This is a genomic window from Fictibacillus sp. S7, from assembly GCF_004127935.1.
Taxonomy (GTDB): Bacteria; Bacillota; Bacilli; order Bacillales; family Fictibacillaceae; genus Fictibacillus_C; species Fictibacillus_C enclensis.
On sequence record NZ_QJKL01000001.1, the window covers coordinates 4,530,910 to 4,552,653 of the forward strand.

The window sequence follows — 21,744 nt, forward strand, 5'->3', positions numbered from 1 at the left end:
TTTGGTGAACTGAATGTTCTGTCTTATCTCAATTTTTTGTGATTTATTCCCTTTCTCTCTCGATCATGATTCTGTTTGCTACACTTATGAAAAGAGAGAGACAAGGAGTGTGGAGAAAATGGAAAGCGTTTGCAAACGAATTCGAGATCAGCGCTTACATGATCGGATAGTGTCTGCAGAGGAAGCCGCATCCTGGATCGAAGATGGAATGACACTTGGCTTAAGCGGATTTACGCGGGCAGGAGATGTGAAGGCCGTGCCGTTTGCTCTTGCCAAACGGGCGGAGGAAAATCCCCTGAAAGTCAATGTGTTCACAGGTGCCTCCCTTGGGTCAGATGTTGATAAACTGTTTGCCGAGAAGAACATGATTAACAAACGGCTGCCGTTTCAGGCAGACGCGACCATGAGAAAAGGCATCAATGCCGGGGATTTTCATTTTGTTGATCAGCATTTGTCCCATACATCGGAATGGATCCGCTCAAATGTACTGGACACAATCGACTTTGCGATTTTGGAAGCAATTGCAGTTACCGAGGAAGGTATGGTGATTCCAACCACATCGATCGGCAACTCTATGGTGTTTTCACAGCATGCCAAAAACATCATCATTGAAATTAACACCGCACAGACAGAGTTGCTCGAAGGCATTCATGATTTGTACGAACCAGGGCCGCAGGGTGAACGGCAGCCCATCCCGCTTTCTGCGCCTTCCGACCGGATCGGTGTAAAGGGAATCCAGGTGGATGTGGACAAGATCAGAGGGATTGTTTTTACCCATCAAGAGGATTCGCCGTCCACCATCATTGAACCCGATGAGGAAACCGTTGTTATGGCCCAGCACTTGATCACGTTTTTAAGAGAAGAAATCAAGGCAGGCCGTCTGACAGAAAAGCTCGCTCCGCTTCAGTCAGGAATCGGTTCGGTGGCTAACGCGGTTTTTCACGGATTGCTGGATTCCGAGTTTACGGATTTGGAAGTCTATTCAGAGGTTCTTCAGGATGCGGTATTTGATTTGTTGGATGCCGGTAAAGTGAAATTTGCGTCTTGCTGCTCGATTACTTTGTCTTCAGAAAAAATGAAAAGCGTATTTTCCAATTTTGAAACGTACCGAGACCGTTTGCTCCTGAGACCTCAGGAAATTTCCAATCATCCGGAACTTATTCGCCGGATGGGGCTCATCTCTATTAATACTGCGCTTGAATTGGATATTTATGGTAATGTTAACTCGACCCATGTGATGGGAACGAAGATGATGAATGGCATTGGCGGATCAGGAGACTTTGCCCGCAATGCGCGCCTTGGTATTTTCGTGACCAAATCCATTGCAAAGGACGGAAAAATCTCGAGCATAGTTCCATTCGTATCCCATGTGGATCATACAGAGCATGATGTGGATGTGATTGTCACAGAACAGGGATACGCAGATTTAAGAGGGCTGGCGCCTAGAGAGCGTGTGCAGAAGATTATCGAAAATTGCGCGCATCCGCTGTACCGTGACCAGCTGAATGAATATTACCAAGAGGCGTTGAAAAAAGGCGGACAAACGCCGCATGTGCTTGAAAAGGCTTTTTCGTGGCATACCAATTTTGAAAAGAACGGAACCATGCTCGAAAAGGCAGCACAGCCTGTGTAAACCATAAGAAAGCTGACTTCTCTTTTGCGAAGTCAGCTTTTTTTGTTAAAGGGTTGCGTTTTCGGTTGCTATTTTAATAAATGACATAAGAAATGACGTGTGAATTGGCACAGGTCATTTTATTAACGTTTTTAGCTTGATATTTCATTTTTGGCATAGATAGTAACTTTATATTTTATAATGGACAATAAAAAGTGCTCCTTTAAAATGTTGTGTGAAAATTGCTGTCCATTTCAAGTTCACTTGGGGTGCCGGCAATATGCTCTTCTTATACAATTAACGGGGCAGTTTCGTACAATAAGGATGGCAATGTGTGGATTTATTGGAGAGGTGTGTGGTTATTGATTTTGGTCAGTTCTTGTCTAGCTGGATTACAAGTAAGGTATAACGGTACACATAGCTTAGATAATAGGATAAGTAAATTAGTTGGAGAGAATCAAGCTGTTACTATCTGTCCCGAAATGCTTGGTGGGTTTTCAATCCCAAGGGAACCTGCTGAAATAGTAGGCGGAGACGGAGAAGATGTACTGGATGGGAAGGCTAGAGTAGTTGAGAAATCTGGTAACGACGTAACCGAAGTTTACATAAAAGGAGCTTACGCTACTTTAGAAAAAGCTAAAAAAATGGACGCAACACTAGTTGTTCTCAAGGAGAATAGCCCATCCTGTGGCAGTTTAATGATTTATAACGGTGAATTTAAGGGTAACAAAATTGTTGGAAACGGAGTTACTTCAGCCTTACTTAAAAGAAATGGTTTACAAGTAATTTCAGAAGAACAATTTATTGAAAATTTCTTTTAGTTATCACTAAAGGGTACTTTAGTCGAACAAGAACTGGAATTTATAACAAAGAAAACTCGCTCGCTTTGAGAAGACACAAAGGATGCTGTCCCTTATAGAGAAAGCATCCTTTGCATGTTATGAGTTACCAGGAGCTGGAACTTGAGCTGGATCGGCGCCGCCGGTTATTTCTGACTCTGCAACGAATGGTAATCACTTTACCACCGCTCGTACGGCGTGTTCTTGCTTTGCATCTCACTACTTTTCTTCTTCTGGACATGCTTCATCCCCCATATCTGTATCAAAAAATAAGAAAAGGAAATCTCTTTTCTCTCCTATATTCTATGGGGGATTGCTAGAAATGGCTTGGACACATTACAGGAATGGGAAATTTTAAATAAATGGACCTTCGTAGGGTTGGGCAGGCATTCGGATAAAATCATAGGTAGCCATGCTATCCACATTGGTAAAGAAGGCATGAAGACTTTCAATGAGCATGAGGTTCGGGACACTTTCCTTTTCCTTAATTAAAATTATCGGCTTTTGATAAGCATAGGCGTAGCCCAGTTCAAACGCTGTCCCGCTGTCGGTGCTCTTTCCTTCGTAATCGTGAATCGCCACGACGACATCTGCCCGACGCAGTGCGTAGAGATCGAGGTTAAAGACGACTTTTCTCCACTCCTTTGAACCCCACGGATACTGCTGGTTCTGATGGAACCGGGCGGAGTAAAATTCAGCAACCTGGGGATTGCGGGACAAGGCATTCTCGAGTCTTTGGATGCGGGCGACCTGTTCCTGATCAAAAAAGGGACCGGCGATAAAAACCCTGATCTTTCTTGTGTCTCCGTTCATAGGACACCTTCTTTCTTGACGAAGCGTTAATCCCTTTATAGGTTATGAAAAAACAAAAAAAGAAGACCGAAGAGGCCTTCTTTTTTCTGTTTCTTTTTCGTCATGCTTACCAGTGGTGGGCTTTGGCGTTGCTTCTCAAGATGATGTTCTGCTGAGACATCTCAGTATGGCCATTCACTTGAGATTTTTGACGCTTCGGCCGTGTCCAATTGTGGTGAAACTTACTAGAGTGAGGATCTAAATGATCTTTGTAACTCATGGCTTTTCACCTCATCCGCTAAGAGTAACAATCCAGAAACAAGGGTGATATTCAGGGAATATCCTGATTATTATGCGTCATTATCGGAAAATTTATGTCGGATTGGCCGACATTTTTATCATTTGCACGATCCAAAGCATCTGCACGGGTTTCCGGAACAAACTTTAACAAAATCAAGCCGATGATAAATAAAAGAATCAGGGAAAATACACCGCTGCTCGAATTGCCGCTCATCTGGGCGGTAACTCCAACCAGGAGCGGGCCAAGAATGGAAGCGAATTTTCCAAAAATGTTATAGAATCCGAAAAATTCGTTGGCTTTCTGCTTTGGCACAAGCTTGGCAAAGTAGGAACGGGACAGCGCCTGAATACCGCCTTGTGAGGTGGCGACAAGCATGGCAAGGATCCAGAAATCCAGTGTAGTTTTTAAGAAATAGGCATAAATGCAAACAATGATATAGATAAATATGCCAACATAGAGCATTTTTTTGCCGGTGAATTTTTCAGCCAGTCTTCCATACAATAACGCAAACGGAGCGGCTACCACCTGTGTCACGAATAAAATGATCAGCAGGGAAGTAGAGCTGATGCCAAGGTCGGAGCCATAAGCGGTAGACATGGAAATAATTGTACCGACTCCATCGATATAAAAGAAATAGGCGAGCAGGAACAAAAAGAGGGCACGGTAGCTGCGGATGTGTTTCAAGGTCTGGCCGAGCCGTTTGAAGCTGTTGCGAACGATGCGGGGTTCCCGCTCGACATAATATTTTTGGTGAACATGTTTGAAGAACGGGATCGAAAACAATCCCCACCACACAGCCGTGATTAAGAAGGCCAGCTTGCTTGCGGTGACAGTGGAAAGGGGAAGCGTTTTGGTTTGTGCGAGAATGATGATTGCAATGCTGATCAAAAATGGAATGGTACTGCCGATATAGCCGAGGCCAAATCCCCGGGCAGATACATTGTTCATCCGCTCTTCGTTGGTAATATCGATCAAAAAGGCGTCATAAAAAACGAGGGAGCCGCTAAAGCCAAGAGCAGTCAGCGTATATAAGATCAGTAAAAGAAGCCATTGCTCACTGGGAATAAACACGAGAGAAGCGGTTGAAGCGATACCAACTGCAAAAAAGAAGGCGAAAAACTTTTTCTTCATGCCCCGATAATCAGCAATCGTGCCCAGTATCGGCCCAAGCATCGCCAGAATAAAGGTGGTAATGGCAATAGTGTATCCCAAATACGCAGTAGAATCTGCGGCGCTAACACCGGCCTTCATGGCAGCGCTTTTGTAAAAAAGCGGAAATACAGCGGTAGTAATAATAATCGAGTAGGCGGAGTTTGCCCAATCATAATACATCCAACTGCTTTCTTCCTTTGAGAAATATTTCATTCTCATATCCCCTTTATTTTCGTCTTCTTTTCTTAGCTTGTTATTCTCGTTCTTCTGTCAATAATCCTTCAACCACCGAGCCGTCTGTTTCTCCCAAGTACAATCCGAGCAATCTGGCCATTGTTGGACCCTCGTGGATCAGGCGCATCGCAGGAATCTCCTGATGGGGTCTGATTCCTTTTCCGGCTGCTGCAAAAAATGTGGCGTAATTTTCTTTTTTGGGAGAATAGCCATGACAGGCATACGTATATCGTTTGGCACGAACATCCTCCTTCGTGACGTGGTGAAGAAAGTCTCCCTCCAGATTTTCTTTAAAATAATATCCATCACATGCCTCCAGCATAAAATCGCAGCGAGGATCGGCTCCCAATGCTCCGGCTTCCTCTCCTGTCAGCACTTGTTCGATGCCGTTTTCTTCCTTCTTTGTTAATTGAAGAAGGAGAGCATTGACCCTTTTTGTGAGGTCTTTATCGCTTTTGTTTCTTATGTATATATATGCCGAGCCATCACAGCTATGGCAGTAGACCTGCCAATTTGTCACCTTTCCTATTGGAGTAACAGAAATCCAGCCCTGTTCCTTAAACAGGACGTTTAGTTGAATACCGGTTGTTTCATCGAGTGCACTATGGTCACCGAGTGCGACAATGGTTGTGTTTTCAGCAGAACCACTCTCTTTTACCGCTGCATGAATCCTGCCGAGCCGGTCATCATGGCGCTTTAGTGCATTCATTGCCTCCTCTGAAGAGAACCCATGGTAATGCCGCTGGGTATCCAGGTCGGTAAAATGAACAAGCAAGAGGTCGGGATTTTTTGTTTTGATCGTATGAACGGCTGATTCCAGTACAAAGTTATCGAGCTCGGGCTGGTTGAGCCCATTGCGGATATGGCCAAAACGCCGGTTCATGCCAAGCTGGTAAAAGACACTGCCATTCATGAGCGAGACAGGTATTTGGTGGTGCCACGGCCGGTTCGCAAAGATCTCAGGCATATGATAATCAATATCGGCTTTTGCTGTGACCGGCCAGAGCAGCGCACCGGTCTTCATTCCCGCCTGTTTGGCTTCATCAAAAAGGGTCGTGCCCTGAATATGTCTCCGGTGCCAATGCCAGTCAGGTGAAACTCTTCCTGGCTGGAGATAGGTATTGTTCACAACACCATGGCGCTTCGGATAATTGCCGGTCACGATGGTGGCATGGCATGGATAGGTGACGGTAGGATAAATGGATTCAACATTGGTGCAATATGATCCCCACTTGAGAAGCTCTTGAAAGTGGGGAAGCTCCTTGATCACAGGAAAATCAAGTGAAGAAAGACAATCAAAAGAGATGACAATTAAATGGTCTGTCAGGCGGTTCATGAGGGCCTCCCTGCAATAATCTCAATAATAACTGTTTCTTCATGATATAAGGCTGCTCCTTTAAAAAGAAGGAAAGAAAACATACTAAGATTAGTAGCACAAACCACGGCCATGGTTTGTGCTACTATTTTTTTGTAGAGGTGAAGAATAGGTCGAGGCAGCCCCGGAACTTTAAGTTCGCACGCAAAACAGACCAACTTCACCGTCCTTATATGAATCAGTTTCAGTATGTTGGATCCGTTGAGATCGTGTAAAAGAAAATGGAATCGATAGGGATAGGTGAGGACTTCTGCAATCGTTTTGAGGGAGGAACGTAATGATGAGTATTATTGCTTTTGACGTAAGTATGGGAAAAAGTTATATGGTGATTTACAACACCTCGAGGTGTTGTGTTTTTGAAGGAGAAATACTACATAATAAGATTCATTTTGAGAAACTGTATCAGCGCATTGTCGCACTTGTTCAGCAGGATGGACATACACCAGAAATTGTCTTTGAAGCCACAGGAGTTTACTCCCGCCAATTAGAGCGATTTATGAACGATCATGGTTTTCCTTATTGCTTATTAAATCCTCTCGAATCTAAACTTCAAACGGCTTCTATGCGAATGCATAAGACGGATAAAAGCGATGCCCATCGGCTCGCTCAAACTCATTTTACCTCGGACAGAAAAAATAAAATCGCACAAGACGATTATTATGATCAAATGCGCTCTCTTTCCCGTTATTATCATGAACTGGATCAGGAATTAAAATTGGTCAGAAGTCGTATACATACCCTGCTTCAGCTTACTTTTCCAGAGATAGAAACACTATTTACGGGAAAATCGGAGTTGTTTTTGAACATCTTACAACTGTTTCCTCATCCGGATTGTGTAAAGCAACGATCGAAAACGGTCATTCGAAATCGGTTGCTTGCCAATACCAGTAAAAAGCTTGCCCCCAAAACGGCAGAGAAGAAAGCCATACAACTTCTAGAAATCGCTGAGTATTCTTATCCAGCTGTAGATGAAGATGATATAAGATGCGAGCAGTTAAAGTACTATGCCAAACGCTGTTTGGCTATTCTGCGACAACGTGAAGAAGTGATTAAGCAGATGGCAGACCTTTCACAAGAACGAAAAGATTATCAAGTGTTAATGAGTTTTCCTGGCATTGGGACCAACACAGCTGTGCGTTTAATCGCTGAAATTGGTGACATTCACCGTTTTAAAACCAACAAACAACTGAACGCTTATGCCGGTATTGATATTCGGCGTTTTCAATCCGGCACCATCTTGTATAAAGATAAAATCAATAGGCGAGGGAACAAACATTTACGAAAGATCCTGTATCTTACCATTCAAAATATGATTAAACAGAGGCGTTTTGGGGATAACCATTTTGTAGATTACTACGACAAACTAAAAACGCAACCTTATAACAAACGTCATAAAGTCGCGTCCATCGCGTGTGTGAATAAGTTATTGAAATGCCTATTCCACCTTATTACACACAATTTGCATTACGATTACCAGATAGCAGCTGGTAAGTAATGTTTTGACTATTATATCATAATTCTCCCCTAGTTTAAAAAACAGCTACAACTAGGGGTATTTAGAATGCCTTAAATAAAGTGACAATACCGAAGGCTTAATGACTCCCTAAAAAACTATTGACTAATCGTAAGAAAGGGGCTGTCCAAGAAGTCAGGACAGCCTCTTTGGATCTTTCCTACTACTTTGATACGTCTTCGAGTGTAAGTTCTGCAGAGGCCTTTTGGCCATCCCGATAATAGGTGACGGTAATGTGATCGCCGGCTTGGTGTTTGAAGATATATTCCCGCAGACTTGCTGCAGTGTCAATCTCCTTCCCGTCCAATTCAGTAATGACGTCGTAATTTTGCAGGCCGGCTTTTTCTGCTGGACTGCCGGCTTTGACATTCAGAACCACTGCGCCATTTTGGACGGTATCAGGAAGATTCAAATCGTGCTGGCGGGAGGCTGTTGGGATCTGATTCAAGGACTGAGGGACGATTCCCATCTGTGGACGCTTAATCTTGCCCTGTTTTTCCAGTGTCTCGATGGCCAAATAGCCGAGCGGGTTCCCGATCGCGATGGCCTGCTCACCGGCTTTCACAGCATCTGAATTCCCAAGGTTGGCCACACTCTTTACTTTACTGTCGTCAATTTCGAGAACGGCAAGATCCAGCCATTGGTCCGACCCAAGCAGTTTGGCAGAAAGGGTAGTTCCATCGTTTAGTTTCACCTCAAGCTTGTTTGCACCTTCCTGTTCATTTGAACCGGAGCCAGATAAAGAGGAGGAGGCTTGATAATTATTGACACCTACCACTGACGGAAGTGCTTTTTCCACCATGGACGAAACATCCTTTGTACTGGACGAGGTTGAAACAGGGAGTGTTTTGACTGTGTTGTTCTTGGAATTCTCTTGGGCCGTTGTTACTTTTGGTTGGCTGATTCGGTTTGCCCAATGGATGGTGCGATATCACCCGTATACATAAACAGGACGCATGCTCCGCCGACCACAGCTCCTGTCAGTCCAGATAGAAAAGGCATCTAGACTTCTTTTCTTTTACCAGTTGAACGGCGTTCTTGGTCCTTGTTCTCCACCATCCTTTTATTATTCACCTGTCAAACAGGTTGTTGTTTATATAAGCTTAGTATGGAGGAACTTCCTTAACTTTTTCTTAATACACGTATATATTCATAGTTTCGTATGTGTCAATGGTAGTAAAAAAGATCGATAAAATCTTTTTAGATCGCACGATTCAATAAGATTTTTAAAGGATAATTAGTACTTTATTACGATGTATGTTTGAATATTCATACGATACTATGAATATTGTAATAGTTTTCCAAAAATGAAAAAGAGGAGATGGGTTGATGGGATTAAAACAGAAAGCGGCGACGGGACTAATAGGGCTCAGCATTCTGGCTGCACCGTATGCAGCGCTGGCTGAATCACCGGCCAAAGCACAGGTCGGGTGGCATAATGTCAATGTTTATGAAACGCAAGATGAGAAAGATGGCAGCCTGTTTAACAGTGAAAACTATGATTTTGTGAAATACAGCAAAATTGGACAGAAGTTGATGGACATTCAAAAACAAAGTCCTCGCGTAAAAGTAGAGAAACAGGGGAAGTCCGCCGATGGCAAAGATATGTATGTCGTGACGGTTGCAGAGCCGTCCGCTAATGGGAAAATGGGATATTACAAGAAACTGAGAAAGCAAATGTTTAAGAATCCCGAAAAGGCACAGAAATTTATTGAGAAGCATCCTGATGTAAAGGTGCCTGTCATGATCAACGGTTCCATTCATGGAACAGAGTTTTCGGGATCGGATGCCGTGCTTCAGCTAATCGAGCGATTTGCGAAAGAGAATGATGCAGAAACTAAAAAAATCCTCAGCACGCAAATCTTAATTTTTAATGTCGTGGCGAATCCGGATGGGCGTGTGAATGCGACGCGTTTTAATGGCAATGGCATCGATTTAAACCGTGATTTCATTACCCAGTCCCAGCCGGAAACACAGCAGATGGTGTCACTCATCACCGAATGGAACCCAATGGTGTTCCTGGATCTGCATGGTTATGTAAAGGCCTATGGAGGACCGGACCATCCAGGACTGATTGAACCATGTACGCCGCCGCATAACCCGAACTATGAGTATGATCTGTTCTCCAAGTGGTCCATGAATCAGGCGGAAGCGATGGAGGATGAAATTGTCAGCAACCGAAGCGACTATCAAAATACCAATACCTCGACTTCAAAGGTGGATTACCAGAACATGACGGGTGCTTACATACCACAGCGTGATGATACAGCAGGATGGGATGATTATCCTCCAATTTTCACTCCAATGTATGCCATGTATCACGGTTCTTACGGCTATACCCTGGAAACGCCGACCAATGACTGGGATGGTGTAAAGTGGCATTATGATGCGGTGATGGGGGCATTGAATTATGCCGCACAAAACAAAACAGGCATGGTGGAGGACCAGATTGAAGTGTTCAAGCGCGGTATTAACTTTGACCATCCTTTCCATAAGAAAGGCTTTTTCCCGAAAGCCTACATTTTGCCGTCAGATCCAAAAGATTCTACTGCCACAGAAAAAGCGGTCAACCATTTGATTAAAAATGACATTGATGTAAGCAAAGCCGTCCAGCCATTCACCTTTGACGGAAAAACGTATCCGGCCGGAACGTACGTGGTGAACATGAGCCAGGCAAAAGCGGGACTGGCCAATACCATGCTCTGGGATGGAGAAGATATTACCAATGATACACCGGCCATGTACGATATTTCAGCATGGAGCCTGCCTGAGCTTTGGGGCTTTGATGCGATTCAAGTGCCGGCGGACAGCAGCACAACCTTCTCTCTTGCTCCGGTAAAAGAAGCCGACGATCAGGGACATCTAGTAGGGGATGGCCCATACCAGATTCCGAATACGTCTGTGAAATCCGTAGAGCTTGCCAATAAATTGGTTCAAAAGGGATATGTGGTCAAGCGTGATGCAAATGGTGATTTCTATCTTAATAGCAAGATCACCCTTGATGCTGTGAGACTCGTCCGTTATTCGGGGCTGACCATCAAGAGTGCCAAGATTCCAGCAGGTGCGAAAAACGTGCAATCCGTGAAGGTAACCATTTTAAAAGATGGTGGAATGAGCAAGGCACAATCGCATTCAGGAACAAAGCTGGCGCTTGAACGACTGGGCTTCAACGTAAAAGAATTAACACCAACCGAGCTTGCCAATAAGGGGCTGGGCACTACCGATGTCTTTTTCTACAGCGGAACGTCCAATCTGATATCCTATAAAAATAGTAAAGCCAATGCCGAGTTTGGCTTGGAAAACGAAGCACAGTTCGAGTCCTTCAAAAAGAAAATTACTGACTTTGTAAATGGCGGCGGAAAATATATCGCAGTCGGAGCCGGGGCAGCCAGTGCAGCAAAAACACTTGGACTCACAAACGTAACCATCAACAAAGGCAATGGTGATTCAAATGGAATTGTCCGTGTCGACTACAAGAACAATCCATTAACACAAGGCTATAAATCCAGTGATTACGGCTTCGTATATGGTCCAGTATGGTACTCCGACACCGATGGCTATGATACAGTGGCAACCTTTAAAAACAATGCTGATTTCTTTGTGGCCGGTCATTGGAAAAATCGCCAGGCCGCTCAAGGACAGCCGGTTATCATCAAAGACAAGTCCAAAGATGTGACTCTGATGGGAATTGAAGCAGGTTTCCGAGATCATAACGATTATCTGTTCCGCCTGCTTTCCAACGCTGTTTACAGCAAGTAATGAATGAGCAAGTCCGTATCAATATGCACTAGGACTTGCGGCCAAGCTCGGAACATCTGTGATCGATTTCCCTGGCAATCATGTGGGAAGCAGCATGCATCCAAAAGAGTTCTCGGACAGATTGCATAAAGTATTGAGTCGGTCTTAAACAAAAAAAGAGAGGGAGCTGCCTGGCTGCAGTCCCTCTCTTTTTTTTACTTCCGGTGCATCTTAAATTCCAAGAACAGCTCATTATAGTAGGCTAAATTCTTTTTACCGAGGTTTTCATATACCTCAAGTTTTTCTGTCAGTTTAGGCGACGGATAAAAGCGCTCATCGTTGACCGTTTCTTTCGGCATGTAAGCGAGGGCTTTTTTATTTGGTGTGGAATAGTTCACGTATTCCGCATTTTGTGCGGCTACTTTTGGATCGAGCATAAAGTTCATAAATTTAAGTGCCGCTTCTTTGTTTTTTGCTGTTTTTGGAATGACCATGTTGTCAAACCAGAGGTTGGATCCTTCTTTCGGTACGACATATTCGAGATCCTCGTTCTCGCTCATAATCTCGGAGGCAACACCCGACCATACGATACCGATGGAAGCTTCCTCGTTCTGAAGCAGCAGGCGGATTTCATCGCCGACGATGGCCTTAATGTTCGGTGTTAAGGTATCCAGCTTTCGTTTCGCTTCCTGCAGGTGGGCATGGTTTGTGTCATTCAGGGAATAACCAAGGCTGTTCAGCCCCATTCCCATGATTTCACGGGCGCCGTCAACCAGCAGAATCTTATTCCTCAAATCAGGATCCCACAAGTCATTCCAGCTGGTGATTTTTTTGCCATTCAGCATTTTAGGATTGTAGACGATCCCGACTGTTCCCCAGAAATAAGGAACAGAATATTTGTTGCCTTCATCAAACGGAAGATCCATAAAACGTGGGTCAATATTTTTTAAATTCGGAAGCTTGGAGTGATCCAGTGGAATCAAGAGATGCTCCTTCCGCATCTTATCGATCATATATTCAGATGGAACAGCAATATCGTACGTTGTTCCGCCTTGCTGAATCTTGGTCAGCATCGCTTCATTGGAGTCAAAGGTTTCATAGATGACTTTAATGCCGGTCTCCTTTTCAAAGCGTTTAATCAAATCCGTGTCAATATAATCTCCCCAGTTATAGATGGTGAGTGTGTTTTTGCCAGAATAGCCCTGTGATGAATTAAGTTCAGACAGTGCATAAAAGAGAACGGCAGAAACAAGAATGATGCCAAGAAAAAAGCGGAGAAGCTTGCTCATTTTTTACCCCCCCATCTTCCCGGCCGGTTGCGATGCGAAATAAAGTAATATACAACAACGAGCACAAGTGTAAATAAAAACAGAAGGGCGGACAGAGCATTGATATTAAGCGATATTCCCCGGCGTGCCAGCGAATAGATCTCCACAGAAAGGGTGGTAAAGCCATTTCCGGTCACGAAAAAAGTAACGGCAAAATCATCAAGTGAATAGGTCAGTGCCATGAAAAACCCTGCAAAGATTCCTGGTGTAATAAAGGGCAGTATAACCTTTGCCAGCACATTCCATTGGCTTGCACCAAGATCTCTGGCCGCATCAATCAAGGTCGGACTCATTTCGGACAGCTTCGGCAGCACCATAAGCACCACAATCGGTATACTGAACGCGATATGTGAAAGGAGCACTGAATACATCCCCAGTTTAATACCTGCCATTGTAAACAGAATCAGAAAGGACGCGCCAATGATAACATCCGGACTGACAATCAGCACATTGTTCAGCGAGAGAAGCGTATTCTTCGTCTGACGCTTGCGGATGCTGTGGATGCCCAGAGCCCCCAGTGTACCGATGATTGTCGCAAACAGCGAAGAAACGAGTGCAATGACCAGGGTATTCAGTACAATGATCAGCAGCCTGGAATCCTGGAACAGTTCCTTGTACCAGTCCAATGTAAAACTTTTAAAGTTATACATAGTGCCGCCGCTGTTAAATGAATAAAACACAAGGAAGAAAATAGGTGCATAAAGGATGAAAAAGATGAGCACCAGATATATGCGTGATAAAGGTGTAATTCTTTGTTCCAATTTATACACCACGCTTTCGGTTCCCGGTCAGGCTGATGATCAGGAACATGATAAGAATTAAGAACACAGCGATGGTGGAGCCCATGCCCCAGTCCTGTGTTACGAGAAACTGCTGTTCAATGGCTGTACCAAGCGTGATGACACGGTTTCCCGCGATCAAGCGCGTGAGCATGAACAGAGACAAGGCGGGTATAAAAACGACCTGGCAGCCTGCCTTCACACCGTCAATCGTCAGCGGAAATATGACTCGGCGGAAGGTGATCCATTTGGATGCTCCCAAATCATTGGCCGCATCCAGCAGCGTCGGATTCAGCTCATTCAACGCATTGAAAATCGGCAGGATCATAAATGGAATAAAAATATAGACCGATACAAAAACAAAGCTGAAATCGGTAAACAAAATTTGCTTTGAACCAATGCCGATAGCTTCCAAAAAACTGTTCGCAATACCTTTTGTGCCAAAAATACCGAGAAACGCATAAGCCTTCAGAAGAAGGTTAATCCATGACGGCACAATAATCAGCAGAAGCCACAGCTGCTTATGTTTGGTTTTTGTCAGCAAGTAGGCCGTCGGATACGCAATGATTAATGAAATAACCGTAATCAAAAACGCATACCAGAAGGAACTCAGGGTCATTTTTAAATAGACCGCAGTGAAGAACGTCTTGTAGTTGACCAGCGAAAAATGTCCTTCGATATCAAAAAACGAATAGTAAATAACGAGCAGCAGCGGAGCCACTACAAACAGAACAATCCAAAGAGCGTAAGGAAACAGATACAAATTGCGGGTTACTTTATTGCTCATGGGCATCTCCTGCAGAGTAAGCTTCCAAACGGCGGTCAAAATCCGCTTCGGTTTCCCCTAACCGCATAACGTGAATCGCCTCCGGATCAAAGTACAATCCAATCTCATCACCGACTGCCGCTTTCCTTGTGGAATGGACGAGCCATTCGTTGCCGTCTTTGTCATAGCAGCTGATTTCGTAGTGAACGCCACGGAACAGCTGGGAATCTACCTTTACTTGAAGATTTCCGCGTTCAAGCGTAGTGATTTCCAAATCTTCCGGACGGATCACGATATCCACGGATTCATTCGGATTGAGGCCTCTGTCCACGCACTCAAATTGGCCGCCGACGAATTCCACAAGGTAATCTTTGATCATTTTTCCTTCGACAATGTTGGATTCCCCGATAAAGTCAGCAACAAAGCGGTTAATGGGTTCGTCATAAATATCGATCGGCGTGCCGCTTTGCTGGATGATTCCTTTGTTCAAGACGAAAATCTCATCAGACATGGCAAGGGCTTCTTCCTGGTCATGAGTAACGAAAATAAAGGTGATGCCCAGCCGGCGCTGCAGTTCACGCAGCTCATACTGCATCTCTGTCCGCAGCTTTAAGTCAAGAGCAGATAGAGGCTCGTCCAGCAAAATCACTTCAGGCTCATTGACGATGGCCCGCGCAATCGCCACACGCTGCCGCTGTCCGCCGGACATTTCACGGATCTCACGGGTTTCATAACCGTCCAGGTTGACGAAACTCAATGCTTCCCTGACCTTTTGTTGAATACCGGCATTCTTCATTTTTTTAATGCGCAGTCCAAAAGCTACATTTTCAAATACATTCAAATGAGGAAAAAGAGCATAATCCTGAAAGACTGTGTTCACCTGACGTTTATTGGCAGGCACATCATTGATTTTTTTGCCATTAAAAAAGATTTCTCCCTTTGTGGCTTCCGTAAATCCGGCGATCAGGCGAAGAATGGTCGTTTTTCCGCAGCCTGATGGGCCCAGCAGGGTGTAAAACTTTCCCCGTTCAATTTCAAAACTTACATGATCCAGCACAGCCGGATCATTATCATACTGTTTGGTAACCTGTTTAAATTGAATAATAGCGTTTGTCATCGCAACCCCTCATCTATCCCAATTTCAACAACTGTTTGTCTATACCGTCATTAAATAAACTGAACCTTTTTGTTCTGAACAATTATACCTGAAAACCCGATCATTTTTAACAAAAAAACCTGGAGTTATCGAGGCAGGATGAGTGAGATCATTTAAGGGAGCATTTCGATGCTCCCTATTTTTCATTTTATCGGGGTAGTCCTATAATAGAAGTTGAAAGCGCTATCTTATAACGAGATACAATGTCTCCTATTTGAATAGGTACAAGATTATGAGAATCATGAACTGAAAGAAGGTGATACAGCCGAGGGTGACTCCCGATACAATATATAGCTATGGCTTTGTCTACTAAACCAGCATGAAGAAGGGGAACATGACCTCAGGCGTATAAAGAAGAGTTATTACTGGTATAAAAATGTGGTCCAAACAAGCAGAGAAGAGATTTAACGATTTAGAGGAGGCTTTTTTAATGGTATACAGTGCAGTTAACAATCGCTATGAGACGATGAAATATAACCGAAGCGGTCGTTCAGGCCTTCAGCTCCCAGCCATTTCACTGGGCCTGTGGCATAACTTTGGCGGAGTCGATCCGTATGAAAACGGCCGTGCCATGCTGAGACGGGCATTTGATTTGGGCATCACCCACTTCGATCTGGCGAACAATTACGGCCCTCCGGCCGGTTCAGCGGAGGAGATGTTTGGAAACATTTTGAAAACGGACTTTGCGCCGTACCGCGATGAGATGATTATTTCGACCAAAGCCGGTTACTATATGTGGCCGGGGCCTTATGGCGAGTGGGGCTCCAAGAAGTATCTAACCGCCAGTCTTGATCAGAGCTTAAAACGAATGGGGCTGGACTATGTGGACATCTTCTATTCCCACCGTCCTGATCCAAACACCCCTCTGGAAGAAACGATGGCAGCGCTTGATGCGGTTGTCCGCCAGGGAAAAGCGCTGTATGTGGGTATTTCCAGCTACAGCCCTGAACAAACGGAAGAAGCCATCAGAATTCTGAACGACCTGGGAACTCCTCTTTTAATCCATCAGCCAAGCTATTCCATGCTTAACCGCTGGATTGAGGACGGCCTGCAGGATGTACTGGAGGAAAATGGTGTCGGTTCCATCGCCTTCTGTCCACTGGCTCAAGGATTGCTGACACCAAAGTATTTGGACGGTGTTCCAGAAGATTCAAGGGCGGCTAAATCTACTGGAGCCCTTGATGAAAACAGTGTAACGCCAGAGGTTATTGAAAAAGTAAAGCGGTTAAACGATATTGCAGCCAACCGTGGCCAAAGCCTTCCGCAGATGGCGCTTGCCTGGGTGCTTCGCGGCGGGAAAGTGACTTCTGCGCTAATTGGCGCCAGCAAGGTGAGCCAAATCGAAGACAATGTGAAAGCTCTTGATAATCTTGATTTTAGTGATGAAGAACTTCAGCGAATTGATGATATCCTCATGGTGAATAGCTCGGTTCGTTCTTAACAACAAAAAAGAACTGATACGATGCGCGTATCAGTTCTTTTTTTGTGCTTGATGAGTAGTTAGTTAACATAACCCGGTTTTAGATTATGGCGGGTAAACCGGCTATTTCCGCGGGTATTTCACAATACCATTACTCTTTTGATTGCAGCGGCTTATCAAAGACAAAAACGGTCATGGCGATATCAGCTTCAATATCGATATCTGAAAAGATACGAACGATATGGGCGCCCATAAGTTCTTCAAATCTCTGGCGCACGCCTTTGTCGTTGTAGATTTTTTTAACAAATTCAGTCCGCGCTTCATGCACCATTTTTTCGCCATCTATAGAATTCATCATGAACTTTTCGATATTTGTGAGATTCCCCCTCATTTCACTGACCGCCCATGAACCGATAAAGCGGGTGCTGATTTCTTTAGGGCCGTTGCCGACAAATTCTTTTCGAATTTCCCGTACAAGCATACTGAATTGATGTTCCATATTTCTGCTCATTGTTTTATCTCCTTTAACCGCCGAAAGGTTTTCCCTTGCGCATCATCAGCAGGTAACTGAAAGTGAGCACAAGGATGACAAGCGACAGCCAAAAGTTTTCCTGCGGGTTCTGGTTGTTCACGATAATAAACCTTACGCTAGCAGTAATGCCAATATATAAAAGGTAGCCCAGAGGAAAATGGTGGCTCTCACTAAAATATTTCACGATCATTGATATAAAGGCAAAGTAGAGGAAGAAAACCAATACTTTTCCCAGTATAACATGCACATTGGTCTGATGATGCAGGGCATCGCTGATAATATAGAAAAGCTCGCGAAACAGAAAAAACAGCAAAGTGAGAGCCAGCAGGACTAGAGAAAGATTTAACAGATATTGAAACCCTTTACTCAGGGTTTTCCATTCCATCAACTGTTTCATTCTACTTGTTCAAACCTTCTCCAACCCCTTTTAAGAGGTTGAGGCCAAAGCCTATGGCCCGGTTGATGTCAGGATCCTTCAGTGCCTTCATCAAATCAAATACGCCTACCTTTTCGTTGGCTTCCAGTCCTTTTTCCGCTTTCTCCAGTCCGTTGCCCAAGGCACCCATTAGTTTTTTGGTCATATCTGGATTGGTATCGGACAAAGCACCAGCTGCGGCCATCATGTTGTTGATGGCGTTGGTAATTTGGGGGCGGAGAAGCTGCTCTACAGCAATGCCCGCTACTTTTTCTTTTGCTTCAACAAGGCCGTTTACCGAGCCAAGAATCCCGCTTTCGTGCAGTTCATTGAACAGCTTGATCATTTCTCTGATTCCGTCTCCGCTTTTTGCCAAATCTGTCAGAATTGCTTCCAGACTTTGTTCTTGCAGTTCCTTTTCTGTACGGGCCGGATGTACAATTTTCGTAATCGGCTGTGCCATTATCTCTGACCTCCCACCGGTATGTTGACATCGGCAATCGGTTCATAGTCAGCGCGTGCCCATTTGCGTTCCACCTGAACACCCGCTTGCGGATTGCGCTCCGCATAACGCGGATTATACATAGGAAGTGGAGCTCGTCCTTTAACGTTGATCACTTCCATGCGCACCTTCGTTTGTTTGTAGGCCGGAGTCTGGGTCCGGACATCACCGACACTGCCGGTCAGAATGTTAATAGCATTTTCATGGCTGACGGAATGCATCGGAACATACAATTCGTTACCTTGTACCCGGTCGGTTACGATGGAACGCAGTTTAATGAATCCGTAAGGGGATATCAAACGAACAGTGGATCCATCCTGCACGCCGCGTTCGTGCGCGAGCTCCGGTGAAACCTCTACAAATACTTCAGGCAGCTTGTATTGAATACCCTTGGATTTATTGGTCATGTTTCCTTCATGAAAATGTTCAAGCAGGCGGCCGTTGTTCAAGGTTAAATCAAATTCCTTTTCATAATCAACCGGCTGGACGTAGTCAACAAGAGAGAATCGGGCCCTGTTGTCCGGGAAGTTGAATCGCTCAGTATAGAGAAGAGGCTCATCGCTGCCATCCTTTTGAACCGGCCAGATCAAGCTGTTCCATCCTTCGAGGCGGGCGTACGAAACTCCCGCAAAAATAGGAGCCAGACTTGCGATTTCCTCCATGATTTCACTTGGATGAGAATAGTTCCAGTCAGCATCCATTACTTTGGCGACCTGCTGGATGATCCACCAGTCCGGCTTGGATTCTTCCAACGGTTCAAGTGCCTGGTACAATCTCTGAATCCGGCGTTCGGTGTTCGTAAAGGTTCCATCTTTTTCAAGAGATGGTGAAGCTGGAAGAACGACATCCGCAAACTGGGCTGTTTTTGTAAAAAATACGTCCTGTACGACAAAAAAGTCGAGCTTGCCAAGCATTTCATGAACATGGTTGGAGTTTGAATCCACCCATGCCATGTCTTCACCCATGAGGTACATGGCTTTCAACCGGCCTTTTTCCACTTCCTGAAGCATTTCAATGTTGGTGAGACCGGCTTCAGGTGAAATGGAAACGCCATATGCTTCTTCAAATACAGCACGTGCCGCACTATCTGTCAGTCTTTGGTTGCCTGGAAGCCATTGCGGGAGTGTACCCATGTCACAGGATCCCTGAACATTATTGTGTCCGCGCAATGGATAGGCACCAGCACCGGGGCGTCCGAAGTTTCCGGTTGCCAAAAGAAGATTGGCAATCGCTGCTGATGTATGAGAGCCCGCAATGTTTTGGGTAACCCCCATTCCCCAGAGCACGCATGTGCCGTCTGCTTCATGAATCATTTGGGCCGCTTCCATGAGCTGCTCTTTGGACAGGCCAGTCACTTCCTCCGCAAAATCAAGGGTATACTTTTCAAGCATAGCCAAATATTCGTCATACTGGTTGACGCGGTCTCGAATAAACGCTTCATCATGCCATCCCTGGTCGATGATGTATTTGGTCACTGCCGCCAGCCATACGAGATCGGAGCCTTGTTTAGGGTGGAGATATAAATCGGACCGGTCAGCCATTTCATGCTTGCGAAGATCTGAAACGATCAGCTTTTGGCCGCGCATTTTTTTCGCCCGTTTTACGCGGGTGGCCAAAACAGGATGTCCCTCCGTCGGATTGGCACCGATAATGATGACCAGTCCGGCGCTTTCAATGTCTTTGATGGTACCGGAATCTCCGCCATAACCGACCGTTGATAGCAATCCGTCGGTCGCAGGAGACTGGCAGTAGCGGGAGCAGTTGTCCACATTGTTCGTTTCAAAGATTTGCCGTGCAAGCTTTTGCATCAAGTAGGCTTCTTCATTGGTTGTTTTTGAAGAACTTACAAAACCAAAGGCATTGCCGCCATACTGTTGTTTAATGCTGCCCATTTTTTCACCGATTACAGAGAGTGCTTCTTCCCATGTCGCTGTGACAAATTCATCGTCTTTACGGATGAGCGGGTGAGTCAGGCGCTGGTCGCTGTTCACGAAATCCCAGCCGAATTTTCCTTTGATACAAGTGGAGATGCTGTTAACCGGAGCATCTTCAGTTGGTTCGATTTTTAAAATCTTTCTTCCTTTTGTCCAAACTTCAAACGAACAGCCGACACCGCAGAAGGTGCAGACCGTTTTGGTTTTTTTCGTTCGTGTATCCCTCATTGCGGCTTCCACTTCTGAAATGGCAAAGATACTGCCATAGCCCGGTTCAACTTCTTTAATTAAGTCGACCATCGGGTTGAGCAGGTCCTGCTTGATTCCTGTCATGAAGCCCGCTTCCCCAAGCATGGATTTTTCCATCAAGGCGTTGCAAGGACAGACAGTGGCACACTGGCCACAGGAAACACAGGAAGATTCATTGATCGATTTGTCATTATCCCAGATAACACGTGGCATGTTGCGTTCCCAATCAATCGTCAGTGTTTCATTGACTTGAAGGTCCTGGCAGACTTCTACGCATTTTCCGCAAAGAATGCACTGATTTGGGTCATAGCGGTAAAACGGGTGGGACATATCCACTTCATAGCCTTTTTCACGGAAAGGCCGTTCCTGATGCTCAACCTCAAGTAATTCAGCGGTATTATGCACTTTGCAGTTGCCGTTGTTGTTGTCGCAAACGGTACAGTAGAGAAGGTGATTCTCGAGGATGCGGTCCATCGCCTCATTCTGCGCCTCTTTTGCTGTTGGTGAAGAGGTGAGAATGTTCATTCCTTCCTCTATTTCAGTGGAACAAGCTCTCATTACTTTTCCATCAATCTCACACATGCATGTATCACATGTCTGGATCGGTCCGAGCGTTTCCGTATAACAAATATGAGGATGCTCGACTCCCTGCTGCAAAAGGTGCTCGAGTACCTTTGTTCCTTTTTTGACTTGCTGTGTTACACCGTTGATCTGTACGGTTAACGTATTTTCCACTCTATTTTCCTCCTTAAAACCTAAAAAACCCACTATAAAACAATCTGTGCCTGTTGACACAAATTCCTTTACAGTGGGTTAATAGCTAAGCATTATGAATACCAGCGATCCATCCCGCTATGTGATTGCACGCCATGAACTCCTGGCAGCTGATCGTTACCGAAGAACAATGAACGTTTCCTTTTTTGATTATACCACTTTCCTTTGATGGGGTAAATTTACTTTTTGGAAATGGCTAAAGGCGTCGATTTTAGGGAACACAGAGTATGAATAAGGCTTAACATAACCTATTCGGGAGGTACTTTATGAAATATACCGTCATCACAGGAGCAAGCTCAGGAATCGTATCCGGAACAAGATAAGCATAAGAAA

Annotated in this window: 19 protein-coding genes; 5 read left to right on the plus strand and 14 right to left on the minus strand. The window is 44.8% G+C overall.

Going from position 1 to position 21,744, the window contains the following annotated elements; translation table 11 throughout:
- Nucleotides 1–118 precede the first annotated feature (118 nt).
- A complete protein-coding gene (locus DMO16_RS23025) occupies nucleotides 119–1,633 on the plus strand; it encodes an acetyl-CoA hydrolase/transferase family protein (protein ID WP_129480167.1) in 1,515 nt (504 codons plus the stop codon).
- 341 nt (nucleotides 1,634–1,974) lie between these two features.
- Complete coding sequence (locus tag DMO16_RS23030) at nucleotides 1,975–2,433, plus strand: DUF523 domain-containing protein (RefSeq protein ID WP_129480168.1); 459 nt, start codon at nucleotides 1,975–1,977, stop codon at nucleotides 2,431–2,433.
- A gap of 124 nt (nucleotides 2,434–2,557) precedes the next feature.
- On the opposite strand, the gene DMO16_RS25295 is transcribed toward DMO16_RS23030, so the two are convergent.
- From DMO16_RS25295 to DMO16_RS23050, 5 genes are all read right to left on the minus strand, one after another.
- Nucleotides 2,558–2,692 carry a hypothetical protein gene (locus tag DMO16_RS25295; RefSeq protein WP_276203858.1) on the minus strand — a complete coding sequence of 45 codons (135 nt, stop codon included), beginning with the start codon at nucleotides 2,690–2,692 and terminating at the stop codon, nucleotides 2,558–2,560.
- A 113-nt stretch (nucleotides 2,693–2,805) separates the two neighbouring features.
- Nucleotides 2,806–3,264 carry a nucleoside 2-deoxyribosyltransferase gene (locus DMO16_RS23035; protein WP_129480169.1) on the minus strand — a complete coding sequence of 153 codons (459 nt, stop codon included), beginning with the start codon at nucleotides 3,262–3,264 and terminating at the stop codon, nucleotides 2,806–2,808.
- 106 nt (nucleotides 3,265–3,370) lie between these two features.
- Complete coding sequence (locus DMO16_RS23040; RefSeq protein WP_074440556.1) at nucleotides 3,371–3,523, minus strand: YpzG family protein; 153 nt, start codon at nucleotides 3,521–3,523, stop codon at nucleotides 3,371–3,373.
- A gap of 51 nt (nucleotides 3,524–3,574) precedes the next feature.
- Nucleotides 3,575–4,909 (minus strand): MFS transporter, encoded by a 1,335-nt coding sequence (locus DMO16_RS23045; protein WP_061972343.1) that lies wholly within the window; start codon nucleotides 4,907–4,909, stop codon nucleotides 3,575–3,577.
- 40 nt (nucleotides 4,910–4,949) lie between these two features.
- Nucleotides 4,950–6,266, minus strand: coding sequence for an alkaline phosphatase family protein (locus tag DMO16_RS23050; RefSeq protein ID WP_129480170.1), 1,317 nt, complete (start codon nucleotides 6,264–6,266; stop codon nucleotides 4,950–4,952).
- 316 nt (nucleotides 6,267–6,582) lie between these two features.
- Between DMO16_RS23050 and DMO16_RS23055 the strand changes: the two genes are divergently transcribed.
- Nucleotides 6,583–7,800 carry an IS110 family transposase gene (locus tag DMO16_RS23055; protein WP_129476419.1) on the plus strand — a complete coding sequence of 406 codons (1,218 nt, stop codon included), beginning with the start codon at nucleotides 6,583–6,585 and terminating at the stop codon, nucleotides 7,798–7,800.
- A 181-nt stretch (nucleotides 7,801–7,981) separates the two neighbouring features.
- Here DMO16_RS23055 and DMO16_RS23060 read toward each other — a convergent pair whose 3' ends face one another.
- Nucleotides 7,982–8,620, minus strand: coding sequence for a S1C family serine protease (locus tag DMO16_RS23060; protein WP_129480171.1), 639 nt, complete (start codon nucleotides 8,618–8,620; stop codon nucleotides 7,982–7,984).
- 527 nt (nucleotides 8,621–9,147) lie between these two features.
- On the opposite strand from DMO16_RS23060, the gene DMO16_RS23065 reads away from it, so the two are divergent.
- Nucleotides 9,148–11,577: a M14 family zinc carboxypeptidase gene (locus DMO16_RS23065; RefSeq protein WP_129480172.1), complete on the plus strand. Its 2,430-nt coding sequence runs from the start codon at nucleotides 9,148–9,150 to the stop codon at nucleotides 11,575–11,577.
- A gap of 194 nt (nucleotides 11,578–11,771) precedes the next feature.
- On the opposite strand, the gene DMO16_RS23070 is transcribed toward DMO16_RS23065, so the two are convergent.
- From DMO16_RS23070 to DMO16_RS23085, 4 genes are read right to left on the minus strand one after another with little or no spacing between them, the layout of a single operon-like run.
- A complete protein-coding gene (locus DMO16_RS23070) occupies nucleotides 11,772–12,845 on the minus strand; it encodes an ABC transporter substrate-binding protein (RefSeq protein WP_061972349.1) in 1,074 nt (357 codons plus the stop codon).
- On the minus strand, nucleotides 12,842–13,645 hold the full coding sequence (locus DMO16_RS23075; protein WP_129480173.1) for an ABC transporter permease: 804 nt from the start codon (nucleotides 13,643–13,645) through the stop codon (nucleotides 12,842–12,844). The genes DMO16_RS23070 and DMO16_RS23075 overlap by 4 nt, the downstream gene beginning before the upstream one ends.
- 1 nt (nucleotide 13,646) lies before the next feature.
- The gene (locus DMO16_RS23080; RefSeq protein WP_129480174.1) at nucleotides 13,647–14,450 is read right to left on the minus strand and encodes an ABC transporter permease; all 804 of its coding nucleotides are present in this window, start codon (nucleotides 14,448–14,450) and stop codon (nucleotides 13,647–13,649) included.
- Nucleotides 14,440–15,546: an ABC transporter ATP-binding protein gene (locus DMO16_RS23085; RefSeq protein ID WP_129480175.1), complete on the minus strand. Its 1,107-nt coding sequence runs from the start codon at nucleotides 15,544–15,546 to the stop codon at nucleotides 14,440–14,442. The genes DMO16_RS23080 and DMO16_RS23085 overlap by 11 nt, the downstream gene beginning before the upstream one ends.
- A gap of 469 nt (nucleotides 15,547–16,015) precedes the next feature.
- Between DMO16_RS23085 and mgrA the strand changes: the two genes are divergently transcribed.
- Nucleotides 16,016–17,026, plus strand: a complete 1,011-nt coding sequence (gene mgrA / locus DMO16_RS23090) for an L-glyceraldehyde 3-phosphate reductase (RefSeq protein WP_129480176.1) — start codon at nucleotides 16,016–16,018, stop codon at nucleotides 17,024–17,026.
- Nucleotides 17,027–17,156: 130 nt separating this feature from the next.
- On the opposite strand, the gene DMO16_RS23095 is transcribed toward mgrA, so the two are convergent.
- The 4 genes from DMO16_RS23095 to fdhF are packed head-to-tail and all read right to left on the minus strand — an operon-like array spanning nucleotide 17,157 to nucleotide 21,372.
- Nucleotides 17,157–17,516, minus strand: coding sequence for a DUF2294 domain-containing protein (locus DMO16_RS23095; RefSeq protein WP_061972353.1), 360 nt, complete (start codon nucleotides 17,514–17,516; stop codon nucleotides 17,157–17,159).
- A gap of 13 nt (nucleotides 17,517–17,529) precedes the next feature.
- Nucleotides 17,530–17,934, minus strand: coding sequence for a phosphate-starvation-inducible protein PsiE (locus DMO16_RS23100; protein ID WP_061972354.1), 405 nt, complete (start codon nucleotides 17,932–17,934; stop codon nucleotides 17,530–17,532).
- Nucleotide 17,935: 1 nt separating this feature from the next.
- The gene (locus tag DMO16_RS23105; protein WP_061972355.1) at nucleotides 17,936–18,415 is read right to left on the minus strand and encodes a DUF1641 domain-containing protein; all 480 of its coding nucleotides are present in this window, start codon (nucleotides 18,413–18,415) and stop codon (nucleotides 17,936–17,938) included.
- Entirely contained in the window at nucleotides 18,415–21,372 is a 2,958-nt protein-coding gene (gene fdhF / locus DMO16_RS23110; RefSeq protein ID WP_129480177.1) for a formate dehydrogenase subunit alpha, read from the minus strand. The genes DMO16_RS23105 and fdhF overlap by 1 nt, the downstream gene beginning before the upstream one ends.
- Nucleotides 21,373–21,744: the final 372 nt, after the last annotated feature.

Coding starts and splice junctions, on each gene's coding strand:
- DMO16_RS23025 (WP_129480167.1), top strand. CDS start 119: ATGGAAAGCGTTTGCAAACGAATTCGAGATCAGCGCTTACATGATCGG.
- DMO16_RS25295 (WP_276203858.1), bottom strand. CDS start 2,692: ATGTCCAGAAGAAGAAAAGTAGTGAGATGCAAAGCAAGAACACGCCGT.
- DMO16_RS23035 (WP_129480169.1), bottom strand. CDS start 3,264: ATGAACGGAGACACAAGAAAGATCAGGGTTTTTATCGCCGGTCCCTTT.
- DMO16_RS23040 (WP_074440556.1), bottom strand. CDS start 3,523: ATGAGTTACAAAGATCATTTAGATCCTCACTCTAGTAAGTTTCACCAC.
- DMO16_RS23045 (WP_061972343.1), bottom strand. CDS start 4,909: ATGAAATATTTCTCAAAGGAAGAAAGCAGTTGGATGTATTATGATTGG.
- DMO16_RS23050 (WP_129480170.1), bottom strand. CDS start 6,266: ATGAACCGCCTGACAGACCATTTAATTGTCATCTCTTTTGATTGTCTT.
- DMO16_RS23055 (WP_129476419.1), top strand. CDS start 6,583: ATGATGAGTATTATTGCTTTTGACGTAAGTATGGGAAAAAGTTATATG.
- DMO16_RS23060 (WP_129480171.1), bottom strand. CDS start 8,620: ATGGTGGAAAAAGCACTTCCGTCAGTGGTAGGTGTCAATAATTATCAA.
- DMO16_RS23065 (WP_129480172.1), top strand. CDS start 9,148: ATGGGATTAAAACAGAAAGCGGCGACGGGACTAATAGGGCTCAGCATT.
- DMO16_RS23070 (WP_061972349.1), bottom strand. CDS start 12,845: ATGAGCAAGCTTCTCCGCTTTTTTCTTGGCATCATTCTTGTTTCTGCC.
- DMO16_RS23080 (WP_129480174.1), bottom strand. CDS start 14,450: ATGAGCAATAAAGTAACCCGCAATTTGTATCTGTTTCCTTACGCTCTT.
- DMO16_RS23085 (WP_129480175.1), bottom strand. CDS start 15,546: ATGACAAACGCTATTATTCAATTTAAACAGGTTACCAAACAGTATGAT.
- mgrA (WP_129480176.1), top strand. CDS start 16,016: ATGGTATACAGTGCAGTTAACAATCGCTATGAGACGATGAAATATAAC.
- DMO16_RS23095 (WP_061972353.1), bottom strand. CDS start 17,516: ATGAGCAGAAATATGGAACATCAATTCAGTATGCTTGTACGGGAAATT.
- DMO16_RS23100 (WP_061972354.1), bottom strand. CDS start 17,934: ATGAAACAGTTGATGGAATGGAAAACCCTGAGTAAAGGGTTTCAATAT.
- DMO16_RS23105 (WP_061972355.1), bottom strand. CDS start 18,415: ATGGCACAGCCGATTACGAAAATTGTACATCCGGCCCGTACAGAAAAG.